This window comes from Paenibacillus rhizoryzae (genome assembly GCF_059686995.1).
In genome coordinates, this window is record NZ_JCAALT010000008.1 from 288,382 (window position 1) to 305,683 (window position 17,302).

The 17,302-nt window shown below is 53.2% G+C and carries 11 protein-coding genes; 3 read left to right on the forward strand and 8 right to left on the reverse strand.

What is annotated here, in order from left to right; all coding sequences use genetic code 11:
- Nucleotides 1-652 precede the first annotated feature (652 nt).
- Both AC6ESO_RS23655 and AC6ESO_RS23660 read right to left on the reverse strand, forming a co-directional pair.
- A complete protein-coding gene (locus AC6ESO_RS23655) occupies nucleotides 653-1,672 on the reverse strand; it encodes a sensor histidine kinase (RefSeq protein WP_497093539.1) in 1,020 nt (339 codons plus the stop codon).
- Entirely contained in the window at nucleotides 1,669-2,340 is a 672-nt protein-coding gene (locus AC6ESO_RS23660) for a response regulator transcription factor (protein WP_497093540.1), read from the reverse strand. Before AC6ESO_RS23660 ends, AC6ESO_RS23655 begins: the two co-directional genes overlap by 4 nt.
- A gap of 182 nt (nucleotides 2,341-2,522) precedes the next feature.
- On the opposite strand from AC6ESO_RS23660, the gene AC6ESO_RS23665 reads away from it, so the two are divergent.
- Both AC6ESO_RS23665 and AC6ESO_RS23670 read left to right on the forward strand, forming a co-directional pair.
- On the forward strand, nucleotides 2,523-3,290 hold the full coding sequence (locus AC6ESO_RS23665) for an ABC transporter ATP-binding protein (protein ID WP_497093541.1): 768 nt from the start codon (nucleotides 2,523-2,525) through the stop codon (nucleotides 3,288-3,290).
- Nucleotides 3,277-5,262 (forward strand): FtsX-like permease family protein, encoded by a 1,986-nt coding sequence (locus tag AC6ESO_RS23670; RefSeq protein ID WP_497093542.1) that lies wholly within the window; start codon nucleotides 3,277-3,279, stop codon nucleotides 5,260-5,262. The genes AC6ESO_RS23665 and AC6ESO_RS23670 overlap by 14 nt, the downstream gene beginning before the upstream one ends.
- 68 nt (nucleotides 5,263-5,330) lie before the next feature.
- Here the strand turns inward: AC6ESO_RS23670 and AC6ESO_RS23675 are convergent, their stop codons facing one another.
- From AC6ESO_RS23675 to AC6ESO_RS23690, 4 genes are all read right to left on the reverse strand, one after another.
- Nucleotides 5,331-11,111, reverse strand: coding sequence for a S8 family serine peptidase (locus tag AC6ESO_RS23675; protein ID WP_497093543.1), 5,781 nt, complete (start codon nucleotides 11,109-11,111; stop codon nucleotides 5,331-5,333).
- Between the two features lie 173 nt (nucleotides 11,112-11,284).
- On the reverse strand, nucleotides 11,285-12,031 hold the full coding sequence (locus AC6ESO_RS23680) for an amino acid ABC transporter ATP-binding protein (RefSeq protein WP_497093544.1): 747 nt from the start codon (nucleotides 12,029-12,031) through the stop codon (nucleotides 11,285-11,287).
- 20 nt (nucleotides 12,032-12,051) lie between these two features.
- Nucleotides 12,052-12,729 carry an amino acid ABC transporter permease gene (locus tag AC6ESO_RS23685; RefSeq protein ID WP_497093545.1) on the reverse strand — a complete coding sequence of 226 codons (678 nt, stop codon included), beginning with the start codon at nucleotides 12,727-12,729 and terminating at the stop codon, nucleotides 12,052-12,054.
- Between the two features lie 18 nt (nucleotides 12,730-12,747).
- Nucleotides 12,748-13,539, reverse strand: a complete 792-nt coding sequence (locus AC6ESO_RS23690) for an amino acid ABC transporter substrate-binding protein (protein WP_497093598.1) — start codon at nucleotides 13,537-13,539, stop codon at nucleotides 12,748-12,750.
- 212 nt (nucleotides 13,540-13,751) lie between these two features.
- Here AC6ESO_RS23690 and AC6ESO_RS23695 point away from each other — a divergent pair, with 212 nt between their 5' ends.
- Nucleotides 13,752-14,972 (forward strand): multidrug effflux MFS transporter, encoded by a 1,221-nt coding sequence (locus AC6ESO_RS23695; RefSeq protein WP_497093546.1) that lies wholly within the window; start codon nucleotides 13,752-13,754, stop codon nucleotides 14,970-14,972.
- Nucleotides 14,973-15,070: 98 nt separating this feature from the next.
- On the opposite strand, the gene AC6ESO_RS23700 is transcribed toward AC6ESO_RS23695, so the two are convergent.
- Together AC6ESO_RS23700 and AC6ESO_RS23705 are read right to left on the reverse strand one after the other, a co-directional pair.
- On the reverse strand, nucleotides 15,071-16,198 hold the full coding sequence (locus AC6ESO_RS23700) for a glycoside hydrolase family 99-like domain-containing protein (RefSeq protein WP_494819472.1): 1,128 nt from the start codon (nucleotides 16,196-16,198) through the stop codon (nucleotides 15,071-15,073).
- 157 nt (nucleotides 16,199-16,355) lie between these two features.
- Nucleotides 16,356-17,276: a helix-turn-helix domain-containing protein gene (locus AC6ESO_RS23705; RefSeq protein ID WP_497093547.1), complete on the reverse strand. Its 921-nt coding sequence runs from the start codon at nucleotides 17,274-17,276 to the stop codon at nucleotides 16,356-16,358.
- Nucleotides 17,277-17,302: the final 26 nt, after the last annotated feature.

The window sequence follows — 17,302 nt, forward strand, 5'->3', positions numbered from 1 at the left end:
TGTACTGTATATATATGTACAAGGCAGATGGCTCGTACTGGACAATACCCCCGAATCTATGAAAACCATCTCCTATCAACACTTGATAGATATCCCTGAATGGCAGATGCCGGGAATAGATAATTGCCCATCGCCTAGCGCCATCGACGCATGACTTCCGAGTGAGCCAGCCTCGGGCTGATTGGACAGCAAAAAAGGCGGTTCAGGTTAAATTCCTGATCCGCCTTTTTGTTTGGTTTGTATTTGCTGCACTTGCTAAACCATGTAGATCTCTGGGCAAGCTTCTTGCACCTTATTCGCCGCTTTCGCTGCCATGTAGATCTCTGGGTATGCTTCTTTCTCCATATTCAATGCTTTTTCAGCCATGTAGATCTCTGGGGGAGCTACTTGTGTTGCTCTGGATGCTACTCTCTACTCAATCCCATCGCTTCCCAACCAATGTGTTGCTCTGGAAGCTACTCTTTGCTCAATCTCACTACTTTTCAGCCAATGTGTTGCCCTAGGCGCTACTCTTTGCTCGATTCCACCGCTTTTCCGCGTATGTGTTGCCCTGGATGCTACTCCTTACGCGATCCCACCATTTTTCAGCCAAAGTGTTGCTCCAGGAGAGTCTTTTGTGAATATGCGGACCCGTTACCGAGAAGCCCTCTACTTAAGTACGGTCCAACCTGCGAAACTTCGGAAAATGAATCGTCACCGCGGTATACACGCCTTCCTCCGACGCGATCGACACTTCATGCCCGAGCTTCGCGGCCAGCTGCTTGACCAGATACAACCCCATCCCTGTCGACTTCGTATGAATGCGCCCATTCGAGCCGGTGAACCCTTTATCGAACACGCGATGCACTTCTTCTGGCCGGATGCCAATCCCGGTATCGCGAATGACCAGCCGTCTCTCCCTGCTGTCTTCCTCATAGAATGCCGCCACTTCCCCGCCCTCAGCGGTGTACTGCAGCGCATTGGCCATAATCTGATCGATCATGAACGCCAGCCACTTGCTGTCACTGGCGACGAACATTTCTTCGCTCGGCGCGAGCAGAAACCGGATGCGCTTCGTAATGAAGAGCTTCGCGTATTTCTTCACGCTTCCTTTTACGACTGCCGAAATACCAATCTCGTTTATAAAATAATCCTTGGAGAACGAGTCAATCCGCGAATAGTACAGCGCTTGTTCGACGTAGCTGTCGATTTTGTTCATCTCATCCTCCAGCTTATCAACCAGCTCATCGACCGGCTTATCCTCACTGCCCGACAGCAGCAGCTTGCTTGCGGTAATGGGCAGCTTCACCTCGTGGATCCAGGACATGACAAAGTCCTGATGATCCTTCATCTCCAGCTGCACCTGCTGAAGACGTTTGACGTAGGTCTCCTGCTGGCTGCGAAGAAGCGCGAAGTAAAGCGATTGCGCTTCATTTTGCGGATCCGGCAGCGCTTCGAACCGCTCCAGTTCGCCGCTATGGATCAGCTCCGACAGCTCCCTGTAGAAGGAACGCCGATAATAGTAGCCCGCCACCACATAGATGATGGCGAACACGAGGCAGCTTCCATCGATGTAGACTACGTCACTCCATCCGTTGCCGCTGACGATCAGCATGACGGTCACGAACAGCAGCACAACCGCAAACCAGCTTAAATAATAACGCTTGTCCTTCAAATAAGAGAGAAAGGTCATTCGATCATGTACCCCTGCCCTTTCCGGGTCGCTATGAAGTCTTCTCGGCCGAGTTCAGCCAGCTTCTTGCGAAGTCTCACGATATTGACGGTCAGCGTATTGTCGTCAACGAAGCTCTCGTCCTCCCACAAACTGCGCATCAGCTTCGTTCGGCTGACGATGGACCCTTTCTGCCGCATCAGCAGGCTCATAATGACGAATTCCGTCTTCGTCAGTTCCGCTTTCCGCTCGCCTTGATACAGGGCTCCGTCCTTCAAATTCAGGACAATGCCGCCATGCTCGATGGCGCTCGTTTGTGCGTCCATGTAGGTATACGTTCTGCGCAGCAGCGCGTTAATCTTAGCAATGAGCACGTCGGGGTGAAACGGCTTCTGAATAAAATCATCCCCGCCCATATTCATGGACATAATCATATCCATAGGGGTATTGCGCGAGGAAATAAAGAGGATAGGCACCTTCGACACGGCGCGGATTTCGCTGCACCAGTAGAAGCCATCGAAGACCGGCAAATTAATATCGAGCAGCACAAGATGCGGCTCCTCGCGGGCAAACCGCCCCATGACGTCTTGGAAATCGACGATAGCCGCCGTCTCAAACCCCCACTTGTCCAGCGACTCGCAGATCATCTCCCGTATAGTCGCGTCATCCTCGACGATCATGATTCTCAACGTAGCCTTCGCTCCCCGCAATGGTTTCTTCCCTCATGTTACCTTCGGTCCGAAGAGGAAGCAACCAACCTGACAAATCTGTAAGGTTACCGGCGGAAGCTGTAAGCTTGAGCTAGGGATGATTCCTGTACAATAGAGCTATACCCGGTGCGATGAGCGCCTAATGGAGAGGACAACGGACAATGAAGACCATTCTGGAAGCAACAACGATTCGCAAAGTGTACGGTGCCAAGAGCAACATCTACACGGCGCTGCAAAATATTGATTTAACGGTCCAAGAGGGCGAGTTCGTCGGCATTATGGGTCCGTCCGGTTCAGGCAAAACAACGCTGCTGAACCTGCTGGCCACGATTGATCAGCCGACCTCGGGCGATATCGTCATCGATGGACAGTCGATTCTGCGGATGAATGAGGCGCAGCTATCGGCGTTTCGCCGCAGCAAGCTCGGATTTATTTTTCAAGATTTCAATCTGCTTGATACGCTGACGGTGAGGGAGAATATTATATTGCCGCTAGCGCTGTCTAAGGCGAATGCCGCAGATATGGAGCGCCGTGCCGAGGAGGCAGCCGCCACCTTCGGAATTGGAGCGATCCTCGATAAGTATCCGTATCACATCTCCGGCGGCCAGAAGCAGCGGACCGCCGCCGCCCGCGCGATGATTACGCGGCCAAGCTTGCTGCTGGCGGATGAACCGACAGGCTCGCTGGATTCGAAATCGGCGGCCGATTTGCTGGATAGTCTGAAAGGGCTGAATGAACAAGACCGCGCGACGATTCTCATGGTGACGCATGATGCGTTTGCCGCGAGTTACTGCAAACGGGTTATTTTTATAAAGGACGGGACGTTATTTACAGAGCTGGCACGCGGATCGATGCCTCGCAGTCAGTTCTTCAAGAAGGTGCTTGATGTGCTGGCCGTGCTTGGAGGTGGCTCCGGTGACCTTGTTTAGTTTGGTCAAGAAGAACCTGCTTGGGAATGCGCGCAGCTATTTGCTCTATTTCATCTCCCTGGTCTTAAGCGTCGTTATCTACTTCACGTTCGTTTCTCTCATGTACAGCAGTGAAACCCAGGCTTCGATGGAGCTTCAGGGGGGAATTGACAACATCTTTCTGGGTGCCTCTGTTCTGCTTATTGTGTTCGTAGCTGTGTTCATCTGGTACTCAAACGGCTTCTTTACGAAGCGGCGAAAGAAAGAGGTCGGCCTATACACGCTGCTGGGCGTCCGCAAGCGGACCGTTGGGCAGCTGCTCTTCTACGAGAATCTCATGCTTGGCGCAGCCGCGCTTGCCGCAGGTATCCTGCTCGGGACGCTGCTCTCCAAGATGTTCACGATGATCTTCCTTAAGCTGCTCGACTCCGCCGTGGAGGTCAGCTTTCATTTCTCCGGCGCAGCGACGGCCAACACCATCATCGTCTTTATGATTCTTATCCTGCTCGTGTCTGTGCGAGCCTACCGCCTTGTCTATCGGTTTCAATTGATTGAGCTGTTTCAGGCCGAGAAAGAAGGCGAGCATGCCCCGCGCACTTCGCTGGTTGCTGCAATAGCAGCAGCGTTATTGCTGGCCGGCAGCTATTGGATCGTATTTGAGTCGATCACGACCACCGCGGAGATGGGGCGAAATTTACTCCTGTTCGTAGTTGGCCTCATTGCCGGTACCTACCTGCTGTTTCGTTCCGGCATCGTACGGCTCCTGCAGCTCGCGAAGCGCAACAAATCCCGCTACTACGCAGGGATGAACCTCGTTGCTGTCTCGCAGCTTGTGTACCGGATGAAAGGCAATACGCGCACGCTGACCATGATTGCTCTGCTGAGCGCCATGACACTAAGCGCCGTCAGCACGGGGTACATCATGTATACGGGCAACGGGCAAGCCGCTGAGGAAGCAGCGCCTTTCAGCTATAGCTGGATCAGCCGCGCAGAGCTCAATACACCGGCGGCCGCACTCATCGAGGCCGACAAGGAGCATCCGGTTACGGCCCATATGCAGCTTCCGGTCATCCGCCTTCATGCGGATTTTTCCAAGCTTGCCTATATTCCCGGCGGGTTCGAGGCTACGGAGATGCCGATCAAGGTGATGTCCGCCCGCACGTATAATGCCGCGGCGGAAGCACTTGGCTTCCCGGCTGCCGCTGCCTCGCTGAGCGATGATGAGGCGGCAATCGTTCGCCCGCGCTATACGTCGGATCTTGCTCCATCAAGCTTCATTGGGCCAACGACATTGCATGCCACAGGGCAAGACAACCAAGGAACGGAGACCACGCTCGATTTGTCGATGCTCCTGGATCATCATATGCTGCGCTGGAGCTACCCCGACCTCACGATTGTAGTGAGCGACAACCGGTTTGCCGACCTGGCGAAGATCACCACGCCTATCGCTTACGAGGTCTACAAGGTGAAAGGCGAACGCCAGACCGGTGAGACAACCAAAGCATTGCTGGCACTTGCCGGTCCCCGGACCGACGCCGATGCTGAAGTCCATATAAGCGCGAATGATGATACGGAGATGTCTCCGTTTTATACGGTTTATCGGGAAGGGCTCGAGGGAAGCGGACTCATCCTGTTTATACTCGGTTTCCTTGGCCTCGTCTTCCTGGCAGCTACAGGTAGCATTATCTATTTCAAGCAGCTGACAGAAGCCTACGCAGACCGTGAACGATACGCCATTCTTCGTAACATCGGCGTTAGCCGGCATGAAATTCGCCGAACGATCGCGGTTCAAACGCTGTTTATCTTCGCCTTGCCGCTCATCGTCGGCATTGCTCACAGCGCCATGATTCTGAAGGTGCTTGCAAGCATCAATCTCATCGCGGCCAGCTGGACTGCGGTCGGCACCATGGCAGCTTACATCGTCATCTATGCGATGTATTACGTGTTCACGGTTGCATCCGTGAATCGGATTGTAAACAGCCGCAGCAGCTAGCAAAAAGCCCGCTCCTCGAATAACGAAGAGCGGGCTTTGCTGTATGCCTGTGCCTGTGGTGTTCCGGTTTATTTCATAAAGCCTACGAATTGCAGCCAACGCTTCAGCACAACCGCCGCTTCTGCACGGGTTGCATTGGCTTTCGGCGCGAATGCTCCTTCATGATTGCCTTGAAGAATGCCTGCGCCTGCAGCCTGTGCCACTGCATCCTGAGCCCAGCCTGCAATGCTGCCTTTGTCTGTGAAGGCGAGCGACGCTGCAGCGGATGGTTTGCCCGCAAACTTCAGCGCGCCGGCCAGCATGACAGCCATTTCTTCGCGCGTAATCGTTGCGTTCGGAGCAAAGCTGTCCTTGCTGCGTCCGGAAACGATGCCTGCTTCCACAACGGCATGAACCGCGCTTGCGTACCACTTGTCAGCAGGCACGTCTGCAAACGCAGCAGCCGTATCCGCCATTTCAAGACCGAGTGCTCTGGCCAGCATCGCGGCAAACTCCGCGCGCGTAACTGTGCTGCTAGGCGAGAATGTGTTTGTGGAAGTGCCCTTCACAAGCAGTGCCGAAGCGAGCAGCTCGATTTCTTTCTTCGCCCAATGCGTGTTCACATCGGCGAATGTTTTGGGCGATACTTGAACGATCCCGTAGAAGCTTGCATGAGGAGCCTTAATGACGGCTTCTACAGTGCCTTTGTCATTCGTCACCGTTGCCGGGATGAAGGACAACTCGCCTGTAGCAGGATCAATGAGAACGGCCATAAACGGCTTGCCTGTTCCCTGACCTTCTACAACGATTGTTCTGGTTACATAAGTGCTGCCGAAGCTTGTGATCTCTTCGGACTTACCGCCTGCGGTTGCAGTCACGGTAAAGTTAACGACACCTACAACATTCATGTTGTTCGCTTTCGCGCTGTCGTTAATATGCTGCCGTTGCTCCGTTGTAGGGGCAGTCATCGAAATCGATACCGTCATGCTGCTTAGATCGGAACCAAGCGATTGCGCAAGCCCAATAAAGTCAACCGAGTGAAGAGGTAAATTAAAGCTTCCTTTACCGGTATCCACCGCGATAACCGCGTTTGGATTCGACTTCACTGCATCAGCAAGCACATGAGCCGGCAATTTGAAATCGACGTTGTCTGCCGCTTGATCGATATGGATCGCGATCGTTTGTTTCGATGCAGCATTGCCTTTAAGCGATTCGAATGCTTTCGTAAGATCGTCGGCACTAGGCGATACCGTTACATTGGTTTTGCCATTTTGCGTTTCTACCTTCACTGCATCGCCGCTTGGAGTCAGAACAACACCATCGTTGCTCTCGCCCCCTTGGTCGCCCGTCACCGGAGGAGTCGGCGGTAGCGTTGTCGATGCCGTTGTTTTCGCATGGACTACATTGGAGCTTCTTGTTTCCGGCCCACCTGTTACCGACAGTCTAAACGCATAGTTTGTGCCTGGAGATAAGTCGGTTACCGTTGCGGTTCTGCTGGCAGCAGAAAGCTTTTCTATCGTACTCACTTTACTCCATGTTGCTCCTTGGTTGGTAGACAACTCAAGGCTTACACCTTCTGCACCCGCCGGCATGGAGAAAGAAAATTTCGCAACCCTATCCTGAATACCTGTCAGTGCCAATTGATCGTAGGTTCGCAATAGATTTTGCCGTACAAACTGTACGTCCGTTTCATCCACAGCGCCATCCTTATTGAGATCTTCAATTGCCGCCGACGTTGGCGTGGTTCCGATTAGATCTTGAATGAGCTCCAAGTCAACGGTGTCGATCATATGGTCGCCGTTCACATCGCCGGCATAGTTCAATATTTGAGGTGCGATTGCAAATTCGCCGACCGCTTCACCAAACATCGTTTTGCCCAGCTTCACTGACGCTTTGCCAGTCAAATGGCCGGGAACGTCAACGATAAATTCAGTCTCCTTCTCACTGACCGGGATGTGATCGGCGAAAATTCTACCGTTTTTTTCGATGGCCGCATCATAGGAGGTGCCATCTACATGCAAAGACATTTCGGCACCAATTGTGCTGAAGTCCTTCGTCCAATCCAATTGGCCATCACCACCCTCGAAGGTCATAAGTGCCTCCGGGAATATGGACCCCTCTACCATGGCGTGTTTGGAGATCACCTTGAAACCATCAATGGAACTGAATGCAGGAATTTCGGCAGCCTCTTCTTCTCCAGCTTTCGTGTAGAAGAACTTCTCGATATTTTGTTCGATATTCATGCGATCCAGACCGGTGTAATTCTCGTCATCCACCAATTTGAACGTTACATCAAGGAATGGCATGTCGCCATCGAATCCTGTGAAGCTATCACCGACCAAGGAGGCGCCAACGTTCACCGCATTTTTGGCCCAAGGATACATATCGTCTTCGTGAACAATCGGCTCATCCACGTTAACGGCGATACCCGCTGCGTCTGCTTTTGCTTGGAAAGCAGGGTTTACGGTTACGCCTACAAATTCAAAATTCGTCTTGTAGTAGTCCACATCGTATGTGCCTGCAACAAGATCTTCAACATTGTTGAGGTTAAGCGTCATCGTAACTTCGTCGCCTTGATACAGCTTCTCTTTGTCATACTCCGGAACCATATAAGGCGATCCGGCTTTAATGAATCCGTAATGCATGAAATCAGCGACCAAATAACCGTTGCCTGCTTTATCGATCGGGAATAGCGCCAGTGTCAGCGGTTTATCCTTCAGCGTTTCCTGATCGATCAGATCATCCCGCGTGATGCCGAACTTCACATCTCCGTTCGGATCCATTTTGAACTCCCCATCCGGATATACGTTCTGATTCTGATAATAGAACAGACGATTATCCGACTGGGTAATACCCAGTGGTGCCAGCTTTGCATTGCCCTCATCCGAGAGGTTTGCATGAATCCAAATCGCGTCGTGGCTTACGCCTTCGAGCTCTTCGGTCGTAAACATGGAATCATCCACTTCATATACGCCAGGTGCATAATCCTTGTACGAAAGCGTAGGACGCGTATTATCCACAATAAACATTTGAGCCTTCGTAAAGGTACGGCCTTGTGCATCTTTGCCAACCAAACGTACCGAATACTCGCCTTCCTTCATACGGATAGGTTCTTGAGAAATGGTGAGATCCGTCGGATCTCCAATAAACGGATACAACCATTCCCCGACAGGCAGATAGAGCTCTTCATCGACAGGCGCACCCGGTTCGTAATAGCCATGATAGAAACTGCCAATGTCGTTCCCGTCCTTATCCGAGACGATCGTCATAAGTGTTTCCATCGGGCTGGCCAGTTTGAAGAACATCCCGTTAAAATCGTAAAACGGATGGCTTACGGACGGATACTCCGACATGATAGCCGGATTGTACATATAAAAGGAGTCAATGCCCGGATCAACGATACGAGCGGCAAAAGGAACCTGGTACTTCTCACCCGCATCCGCTTGATTGGTCAGATGCACGTAACCCTCGTACCGGCCGTTTGCCGCCGTAGGCGGAGCGACAATATTCACCGGCAGCGTCACTGCCGTGCCTGCCGGAACTGTAATGGAGCTCTGTCCATCCACGTTTACAGTAACGTTGTTGTCAACCGCACTGGGGCTTCCTTCCGCTGCATAATACTCCACATCAACCGTAAAGGTTTTATCGCTTTCGCCTTTATTCGTGATGGTCATTTCTCTGCTCTCCAGCAGATCCGCATCTGCGGACTTCGCGTGATTGCCGTAAGAAATCGAGCCCGAAGGATTATCAATGGTAATAATTTCGCCATTCTCATCCAAACTTTGCGCCGTATTCAATACTTGAATGGATACATCCGCATTCACGGCTTCCGTTACATCAACCTCGCCGGCACCCACTTGATAAACCGAGTAGTTCCCTTTCAAATCGTCTGCTGTATTCATCATTGCATTTCTAACATCAAACGGCGTGTACTCCGGATGCTTCTGCAAAATAAGCGCTGCAACCCCCGCTACATGAGGCGTTGCCATCGATGTGCCCGAAATCCGTGCATAGGCATGGGAATAGTCGATGCCATCTTCGGGACTATGAATATATTCCGGGTAAGTGGAGTACACGTTTACGCCCGGTCCCACAACATCCGGTTTAATATCGTAGCTGCCATTAACCGGTCCTCTGCCGCTGAAATCTGCCAAATGGCCGCCTTCCGTGACCGTGCTGCCGATGGCGCTGAAGGTAATCTTCGGATCGACCGCCGCTTTCAAAGCTTCGCCGTTTGCTTTGGACGTCGCGAAAGTCGGAATTAATGCAGAGCCGTCGCCGATAAACGGAATATCGCCCTCTACGTTATTCGACATGATCGCAGCGATAGCGCCTGCTTTGGCTGCGTTTTCAATTTTGGTTTGGAGGGCTAGCGTTCCGCGCTGGATGAACGCGATTTTCCCCGTAAGGTCCTTACCCTCGAGATCAGCGGTATCCGCTAAACCAACATCTACGATTTCAAAAGGGAGTGCCGTGTTCAACAAATCCTCTAGCGAAGAATAGTTGTAGGCAATGACTTTCATCGCATCCAGCGAAAGCGAATCTGCTGCTGCCGATACGCTGCCCGTCATGGTTTTCAGCGATATCGCAAAATCGCTGGCACCCACCGTAATCGCGAGCGGCGCCGTACCCGGGGAGCTCATCGTTTTCTCGGCCGGACCTGCATTCCCTGCCGCTACCACGCAAGTTACGCCAAGCAGCGTTGCGTTATTGATCGCAACCGATTCCGGTATGATCGGACTATTAATCATCACTCCAAGCGAGAGGTTAATGACATCCATTCCGTCTGCAACCGCTTTATCAATACCGCCAATAATCTGGCTCTCGGTTCCGCTGCCGTAAGGACCGAGCACGCGGTACACGTACAGGTCGGCTTCAGGCGCTACGCCAAGCGCAGGCGCATCCGTAGCTGTACTTTTAGCGCGTGCGGCGATCGTTCCCGATACGTGGCTGCCATGGTACGTATAGTAAGTGCCGTCACCGAGATGCTCTTCCTGACCGGAAGCCTTCCAATCCTCATAGGTCGTTTCCATCGGATCGGCATCATTATCAATTTCATCCCATCCTTTAACCGATGAGGGATCAATTGTCTTCGGGTCGACGCCTTCTTGAGCGCGATATCCTTTATAGGCATCCGTTAAGTCAGGGTGATTGTAGTCGATCCCTGTATCCAGAACGCCTACTTTGATTCCCTGCCCTTTGATGCCTTGCGCGTGCAATTCTTCAATGCCAGCGAGGGGAATACTGTTATCCGTCGATGGCGCATCCGTCTGCTCGGCCGCAGCTTGAGACACTTCCATTTCTTTCGGATCGAGCTTCACGACGTTGTCCTTGAAAATCCGTTTAACGACGCCGGAACGAAGCAGGCCCTCGAGATCTTTGCCCGGCAGCGTCATGGCAACACCGTTAAAAGCGTGGCGATATTCTCTGGTAATGGTCACTTCTTCTTGTGCTTCAAAGGGAGCCGGGCCTTGCTCCGTCTTCTTGCCTTCTACTAATTGATTCACATAGTTTCTGAAAGTAGTATGGTTGTCTTCTGCGTCTACTTGCGCATCGCTTTTGGAAATATGCACGCCTGCGGACGCTAGTTTAAGCACTTCCACCTCTGCGGGCGCCTGCTTAAATTCAACAATGACCGTTACTGCACTCGAGCTATTGCGGTCAAGCTCAGGTGCAATGACTGGACCCTTGAAATCCAGCTGTTTCAGTGCGTTCTTTTGTTCCGGTGAGAGGTGATAAACGGGATTACCCGCGTTGTTGGGAGCTGGGAGCGAATTTGCTGCAAACACATTATAGGGAAGGGCAAGCGATACTAGCATACTGCCGACGACAACTTTGGAAACAAGCTTCTTTCTGCTGTTCTTGTGCATACCGACTCTCCTTCAAGTAGAAAAAATAATAGACTAGAGCAACTCTATTATGTAAATCTACTTGCTATCCTATCAGCCGACAATGGGGGGAATTTCGGCATAAAAAAACCCCATCCTTAGATAGGACGGGGCTTTCAATTGTAATTATATTTCCATATTTACCAGTTTGACTGCTATTTCTCCATCAAAATCGATAAAAACTGCTTGGTTCGCTCCTGCCGAGGGCTTCCAAATAGTTGCTCAGGTGGGCCTTCTTCGACGATTACGCCCTCATCGATCATGATAATGCGGTCGGCCACTTCACGAGCAAACTTCATTTCATGCGTCACGATCATCATCGTACGTCCTTCTTTGGCCAGCTCGCGGATGACTTTCAGTACCTCCTGCACCAATTCGGGATCGAGCGCCGAGGTCGGCTCGTCGAAGAGCAGCAGCTTGGGGTCGATGGACATGGCACGCGCTATGCCGATCCGCTGCTGCTGACCGCCGGATAGCTGATGCGGGTAAGCATCCGCCTTATCCGCGAGACCTACCTTTTCGAGCAGCTCGAGCGCTCTTACTCTTGCCTGCGTCTTCGATCGGCGCAATGCCGTAATCTGCCCCTCCATGACATTCTGAATGGCAGTCAAATGAGGAAAGAGATGATACGCCTGAAATACCATTCCCGTTTGCCGCCGCAGCGACAGCACGTCGGCTATCTTGGGCTTCACGCCGGGCCGAAAGTCGATGCTCGCATTGCCAATCGCAACCGAGCCTGAGGTCGGAACCTCCAGCACATTCAGGCAGCGCAGCAGCGTTGATTTGCCTGAGCCGGACGGGCCAATAACAACGAGCACGCTGCCTTGCTCGAGGTGCATATCGATGCCTCTCAGCACGGCCGAGGAGCCGAACGATTTGGTTAGATTTTGAACCTGGATCATCGCGCCTTCGTCACACTCCTCTACCCGGCATCATACCGTTCGTAATATCGTTCCAATCGGCGCTGGAGTATGGACAGCACCGTGCACAGCAGCAAATAGATCAGCGCCACTTCGCAATAGATGAGCAGCGGCTCGTAGACGGCTGCACTAATTTGCTGGCCTTTCTGAAACAACTCCGTGAGCGTGAGCGTCGCCGCCAGCGACGTATCCTTCACCAAGCTGATAAACGAGTTCGACAGCGGCGGAACCGACACTCGTGCTGCCTGCGGCAGGATGATCCGGCGCAGCGCTGTCAACCTCGTCTGCCCGAGTGAATACGCCGCCTCCCACTGTCCCCGCGGAATGGAGATGATGGCGGCACGAATGATTTCCGAGCCGTATGCACCCACACTCAGCGAGAAGCCAATCACCGCCGACGGGAACGCATCAATCGTAATCCCCACACTTGGCAGGCCGTAGAAAATAATAAAGAGCTGCACGAGCAGCGGCGTCCCGCGGACAATCCAAACATAGAAGCGCGCCAGCTGTGCCAGCACGCGCATCTCCGACAGCCGTACAAGCGCGGTCACGACGGCCAGCAGCAGCCCAAGTACAAACGAAATAAGCGTCAATGGTACGGTAAACGCTAATCCCGCGTGAAGCAAGGGCAGAAAAGAATCCAAAAAGATCTGCAGCAGCCGCTCAGTGCGATCGCTCATGATGATCAACCGCCCTCTTTACTGCGATACATCCTCGCCAAAATAGGTTTTGGAAATCGTCAAATAGGTGCCGTCCGCTTTCATATCAGCTAATGCCTTATTAATGGCAGTGACCAGCTCCGCATTGCCCTTATGGAGCAGCAAGCCGCTTTGGGATGCAGTATTCGTCTCGTCGACGACTTTAATCGGAACATCCGGACGCTGCTTTTTCAAGTCCAAGAAGCTCAGCTTGTCGTTGATGGTCGCATCAATCCGGCCCGAGGTGAGCAGATCAATTGCTTGGTTAAAGCCGTCTATCTGAACAATCTGCGCACCGTTTGCTTTTGCAATATCCCCCAGGTCGCTCGTTAGCGACTGCCCCGACTTCTTGCCTTTGAGATCCGCCAGCTTCTTAATGTCGGTGTTGCTCTCCTGCACGATCAGCACGGCCTTAGAGACAATATAAGGATCGGAGAAATCATATTTCTCCTTCCTGTCATCCCGAATCGTGACCTCGTTCGCCACCATATCGAAGCGCTTCGCATCAAGGCCGGCAAGCATGCCGTCCCACTTCGTTTCGATGAACTTCGCTTTTACGCCAAGCCGCTTGGCCACTTCTTCCGCGATCTGCACGTCAAAGCCCGTAAGCTTCCCGTCTTTATCGTGAAAGGTAAATGGGGCATAGGTGCCCTCCGTACCAATCGTAATCTCGCCGTTCGACTTGATGGTTTCCAGTAGATTGGTGCCCGGCGCATCGGCATGATTGTTTGATTCTTGCTTGCCGCAGGCGGGCATAGTAAAGGTCAGCAGCGCAGCTGCCGCAAGCGTCATATAGAAGCGGTTTGATCTTGTATTCATCGTTGTCATTCCCCCCTTATTCTTTGGGGATAGTATGCTAACTTCTTCCTTGGTTCATTCCTCCTCTTAGGCCCAGGATTGTATATATCAAGGCAATAATCGGAGCGCTCGTTCGTTGACAGTCCGAAGGGGTGAACTATAATAAATAGAGCTACTTACACGGCTAGCAGAAAGGAAGTCACCTTATGAATCAACTGACAGGCGAAACCGCCGGCATGCCGCGCTCAAGACGGCTCTGGACGGCAGCCGTGCTCGGCTCGCTGAGCGCATTCGGACCGCTGTCGCTCGATATGTATTTGCCCGCGCTGCCGAAGCTGGCAGACGATTTAAACACGAGTACCTCGCTCGCGCAGCTCAGCCTGACCGCTTGCCTGATCGGACTTGCGCTCGGACAGCTGTTCGCAGGCCCAATCAGCGATGTGCGCGGCCGCAGGCAGCCGCTTCTTATTGGCTTGCTGCTTTACACAGTATCATCTCTGTTATGTGCAATCGCGCCATCGATCGGCACGTTCATCGTGCTGCGATTCGTACAGGGTTTAGCCGGTGCCGCAGGTATCGTGATCGCCCGCGCGATCGTGCGCGACTTGTATACGGGGCCTGAGCTGACCAAATTCTTCTCGCTGCTCATGCTTGTCAACGGCATTGCGCCGATCGCCGCCCCGATATTCGGCGGGCAGCTGCTCCACTTTACGACTTGGCACGGCGTGTTTGTCGTGCTGGGTGCAATCGGTCTTATTATGTTCCTTGCCGTATTACTGGGTCTTCCTGAGACACTCCCGATCCATCGACGTGCGAAAGGCGGGATATTAAACACGCTCTCGACGTTCCGCGGATTGCTGACGAACCGCTCGTTCATGGGCTACGCATTGGCGCAGGGCTTCGTCATGGCCGCGATGTTCGCTTACATTTCCGGTTCGCCGTTCGTACTGCAGGATGTGTATGGCGTATCTCCGCAGGTATTCAGTCTCTGTTTCGCTATTAACGGGCTCGGCATTATCGTGGCCAGCCAAGTCGCCGGCCGGCTGGCAGGCCGCGTGAACGAGGCGAAGCTCCTCGTCACCGGACTTTGCCTGGCTGCAATCGGCGGCGTCACATTGCTGCTTATGCTGCTTATCCATGCGCCGCTGCTGCTCGTATTGCTTCCGCTGTTCTTCGTTGTCGCAAGCGTCGGAATCGTGACCACGATGGGCTTCTCACTCGCGATGCGCAGCCAAGGCCATGCCGCTGGCAGCGCCTCCGCGCTGCAAGGACTCATGTCGTTCATGTTCGGCTCCATCGTTGCGCCGTTCGTCGGTATCGCGGGCAGCAATACGGCAATTCCGATGGGCATCATCATAGCCGCTCTCGATATTCTGGCGCTCTTGATCTTCCTCGTATTGGTCGGCCAATCGGCCAATCGGCAATGACGGCATCACCGGCACAAAAAATCCCCTTCATCCGGGCAGCAGCGCTAACTTGCGCTGCATCCTCCGGTGAAGGGGATTTTTTCGATTGGCATATTCGCTTAGCCAAACACCCGCTTGATCGCTTCCAAATACGCCATTCCATTCTTCGTATCCGGCTCCAAGTAGCTGCCTTCCGTCCACTCGTTCCATGCGTTAACCGTAAACGCCGGGAAGCCGTTCTCCCCGCTCGTCAGAAACTGCTTCATCCTCACAAGCGACAGCTCGAACTGTGCCGGCGTGTTGCCGGACAACATGCCCATATAGGGATAGCCCAGATTATCATACGCATCCGACTGCACGGTTCGCGGCGAAGAGTCCCAGCCCATCGTCACATTCGGCAAATAAGGCAAGCCGTACATCGCGGAGAATTTGGACCAATCCTCAGCCGATTTCAAGCTGATCTCGGCATAGGGCGTCTCCGGAAAAGTCGGCAGCTCCTGATGGTGAATCCATACGTACGAGGAGATACTGTCGATACCTAACGCAGCCAGCAGCTCGTTGCCGTTGGTGATCTTCTGCTCGCCGGGAAGAATCTGCACGCCCCATACAACCGCATTCAGATGCAGCTCGCCCAGCCCAGCCGCGCGTACACGAGTACGGAAATCCTCAAGCGCCTCTCTCGTCGCCTCGATGCTCCCAAGCCCTTTGACCAAGCTCATCAGCTCGTACACCGAGAAATACAGCTTCCCATCCACGCGCCAATAGTTCGACCGAGTGAAGTACGTCCGAATCATATGATCCGTTGCCTGCGTAAATGCCTCCCGGCTAACCGTACCTTGCGCCAAAATATTGTACGGCGTGCTCCGCTGAGCCGGATGGATATCCATCCAATCATGGTTCGCCCACATTAGTGCAAACTTCAACCGGCTATTGTTGTCCGCGCCAAGAAAACCTTCCTCCAGCGCTCGATCCAAATACGGCCCATCCTCGTACCAGTACCAGTCGAAAATAAACGTATCCACGCCATGGTCGGCAGCGGCATCGATTTTGCGCGCCATGACGGCAGGGTCTGCTTCATCCTCATAGCCCCACAGCGGCACTTTCGGCTGATCGTGTCCAGCAAAACGCGGCTCAGCGCGCTTCGTCAGCTCCCACTCCGTCCACCCTTTGCCATGCCAGGCTTCATTGCGTTTATCCACGTGATAGTTCGGAAAATAATAGACGGCTACTTCAACCGGTTTGCTCATCGTATCAATCGGCCTCCAAACGAATAAAAGGATCATCTGCTAGGTCCATCCTACCCCAGCCGCGATGATCCTGTATTTGGAGCGCAGGCGTTATTTTTTGCACAAAAAGCGAAAGAGGCGGTTAGCAGAGAAGTTGCTTAAAAATAGCTAGCCTCGCCTAAAGGGTTCCGCGCAGAGAATCGCCGTACGCTCGCGGCGGTATCCCTTCAAGCTTCTTGAAGAGCCGGCTAAAATAATGCAAGTCCTCATAGCCGCACAATACAGCAATTTCGCCGACGGACAATTCTCCCTGCCTTAGCAGCTCTTTGGCCCGCTCCATGCGAAACCGCGCCAAGTAGCGCGTCCAAGAGAGGCCGGTCGCTTGTTTGAAGAGCGTGCGGGCATACTTGGCCGTCATGCCGTAGCTGCGCACGAACGCGTCTATGTCGAGCTCCGTGCGATAGCCTTGGCGCATCAGCTCAATCATTTCCGCAATCATGGACTTATGAGGACTGTCCTGTTTAATGCCTTCGGAGGTGTGCGTGTCTGCAAGCAGCAGCCCGATCACATCGAGCAGACAGGCGCGCATTCGCACCTGATAACCGAATGGTTTGTCGGTGAACAGGGCCAGCAGTTCGGCGAACCGATCACCGAATCGATGCGATTGCGCTCCGGAATGGTAGACAGCCGGCAGCTCGAAATCGGTAAACTGAAGCGTCTGCCGCTCCAGTAGTCCCTCCTGCACCGGCACCTCGGGTAGATTCGCATAGTCTACTTTGACATAGACGTCGTCCGGGAAATCCTGTTCCTGCCCCAGGTAGATCGGATCAAAATGGCAGGCGTAATACGCGAAAGAACCACCTTCCCGTACCCTGCACGCATTAACCGTGAGCGGAGGAATGATGTGCAGATCGCCCGCACGCAGCACATATTCCACGTCGCCGAGCGTGTAGCAGGCACTGCCTCGCGTCACATAGATAAATTCATAATCGTAGATTATTCTGCGCGGCACGCGGTAGCGGCCATCGCCTTCATTGTAGTGAACATACCGCACGTATGGGGCCAGCTGCAGCAGGCCGATCGGTATAGGTTGCGACATGCAGCGATGCCTCCCGGTCGAATAGG

What these genes read in the sequence shown, in the direction of transcription:
- AC6ESO_RS23655 (WP_497093539.1), bottom strand. Translation starts at nt 1,672, where the DNA reads ATGACCTTTCTCTCTTATTTGAAGGACAAGCGTTATTATTTAAGCTGG.
- AC6ESO_RS23680 (WP_497093544.1), bottom strand. Translation starts at nt 12,031, where the DNA reads ATGATCCAGGTTCAAAATCTAACCAAATCGTTCGGCTCCTCGGCCGTG.
- AC6ESO_RS23700 (WP_494819472.1), bottom strand. Translation starts at nt 16,198, where the DNA reads ATGAGCAAACCGGTTGAAGTAGCCGTCTATTATTTTCCGAACTATCAC.
- AC6ESO_RS23675 (WP_497093543.1), bottom strand. Translation starts at nt 11,111, where the DNA reads ATGCACAAGAACAGCAGAAAGAAGCTTGTTTCCAAAGTTGTCGTCGGC.
- AC6ESO_RS23705 (WP_497093547.1), bottom strand. Translation starts at nt 17,276, where the DNA reads ATGTCGCAACCTATACCGATCGGCCTGCTGCAGCTGGCCCCATACGTG.
- AC6ESO_RS23690 (WP_497093598.1), bottom strand. Translation starts at nt 13,539, where the DNA reads ATGACGCTTGCGGCAGCTGCGCTGCTGACCTTTACTATGCCCGCCTGC.
- AC6ESO_RS23665 (WP_497093541.1), top strand. Translation starts at nt 2,523, where the DNA reads ATGAAGACCATTCTGGAAGCAACAACGATTCGCAAAGTGTACGGTGCC.
- AC6ESO_RS23685 (WP_497093545.1), bottom strand. Translation starts at nt 12,729, where the DNA reads ATGAGCGATCGCACTGAGCGGCTGCTGCAGATCTTTTTGGATTCTTTT.
- AC6ESO_RS23695 (WP_497093546.1), top strand. Translation starts at nt 13,752, where the DNA reads ATGAATCAACTGACAGGCGAAACCGCCGGCATGCCGCGCTCAAGACGG.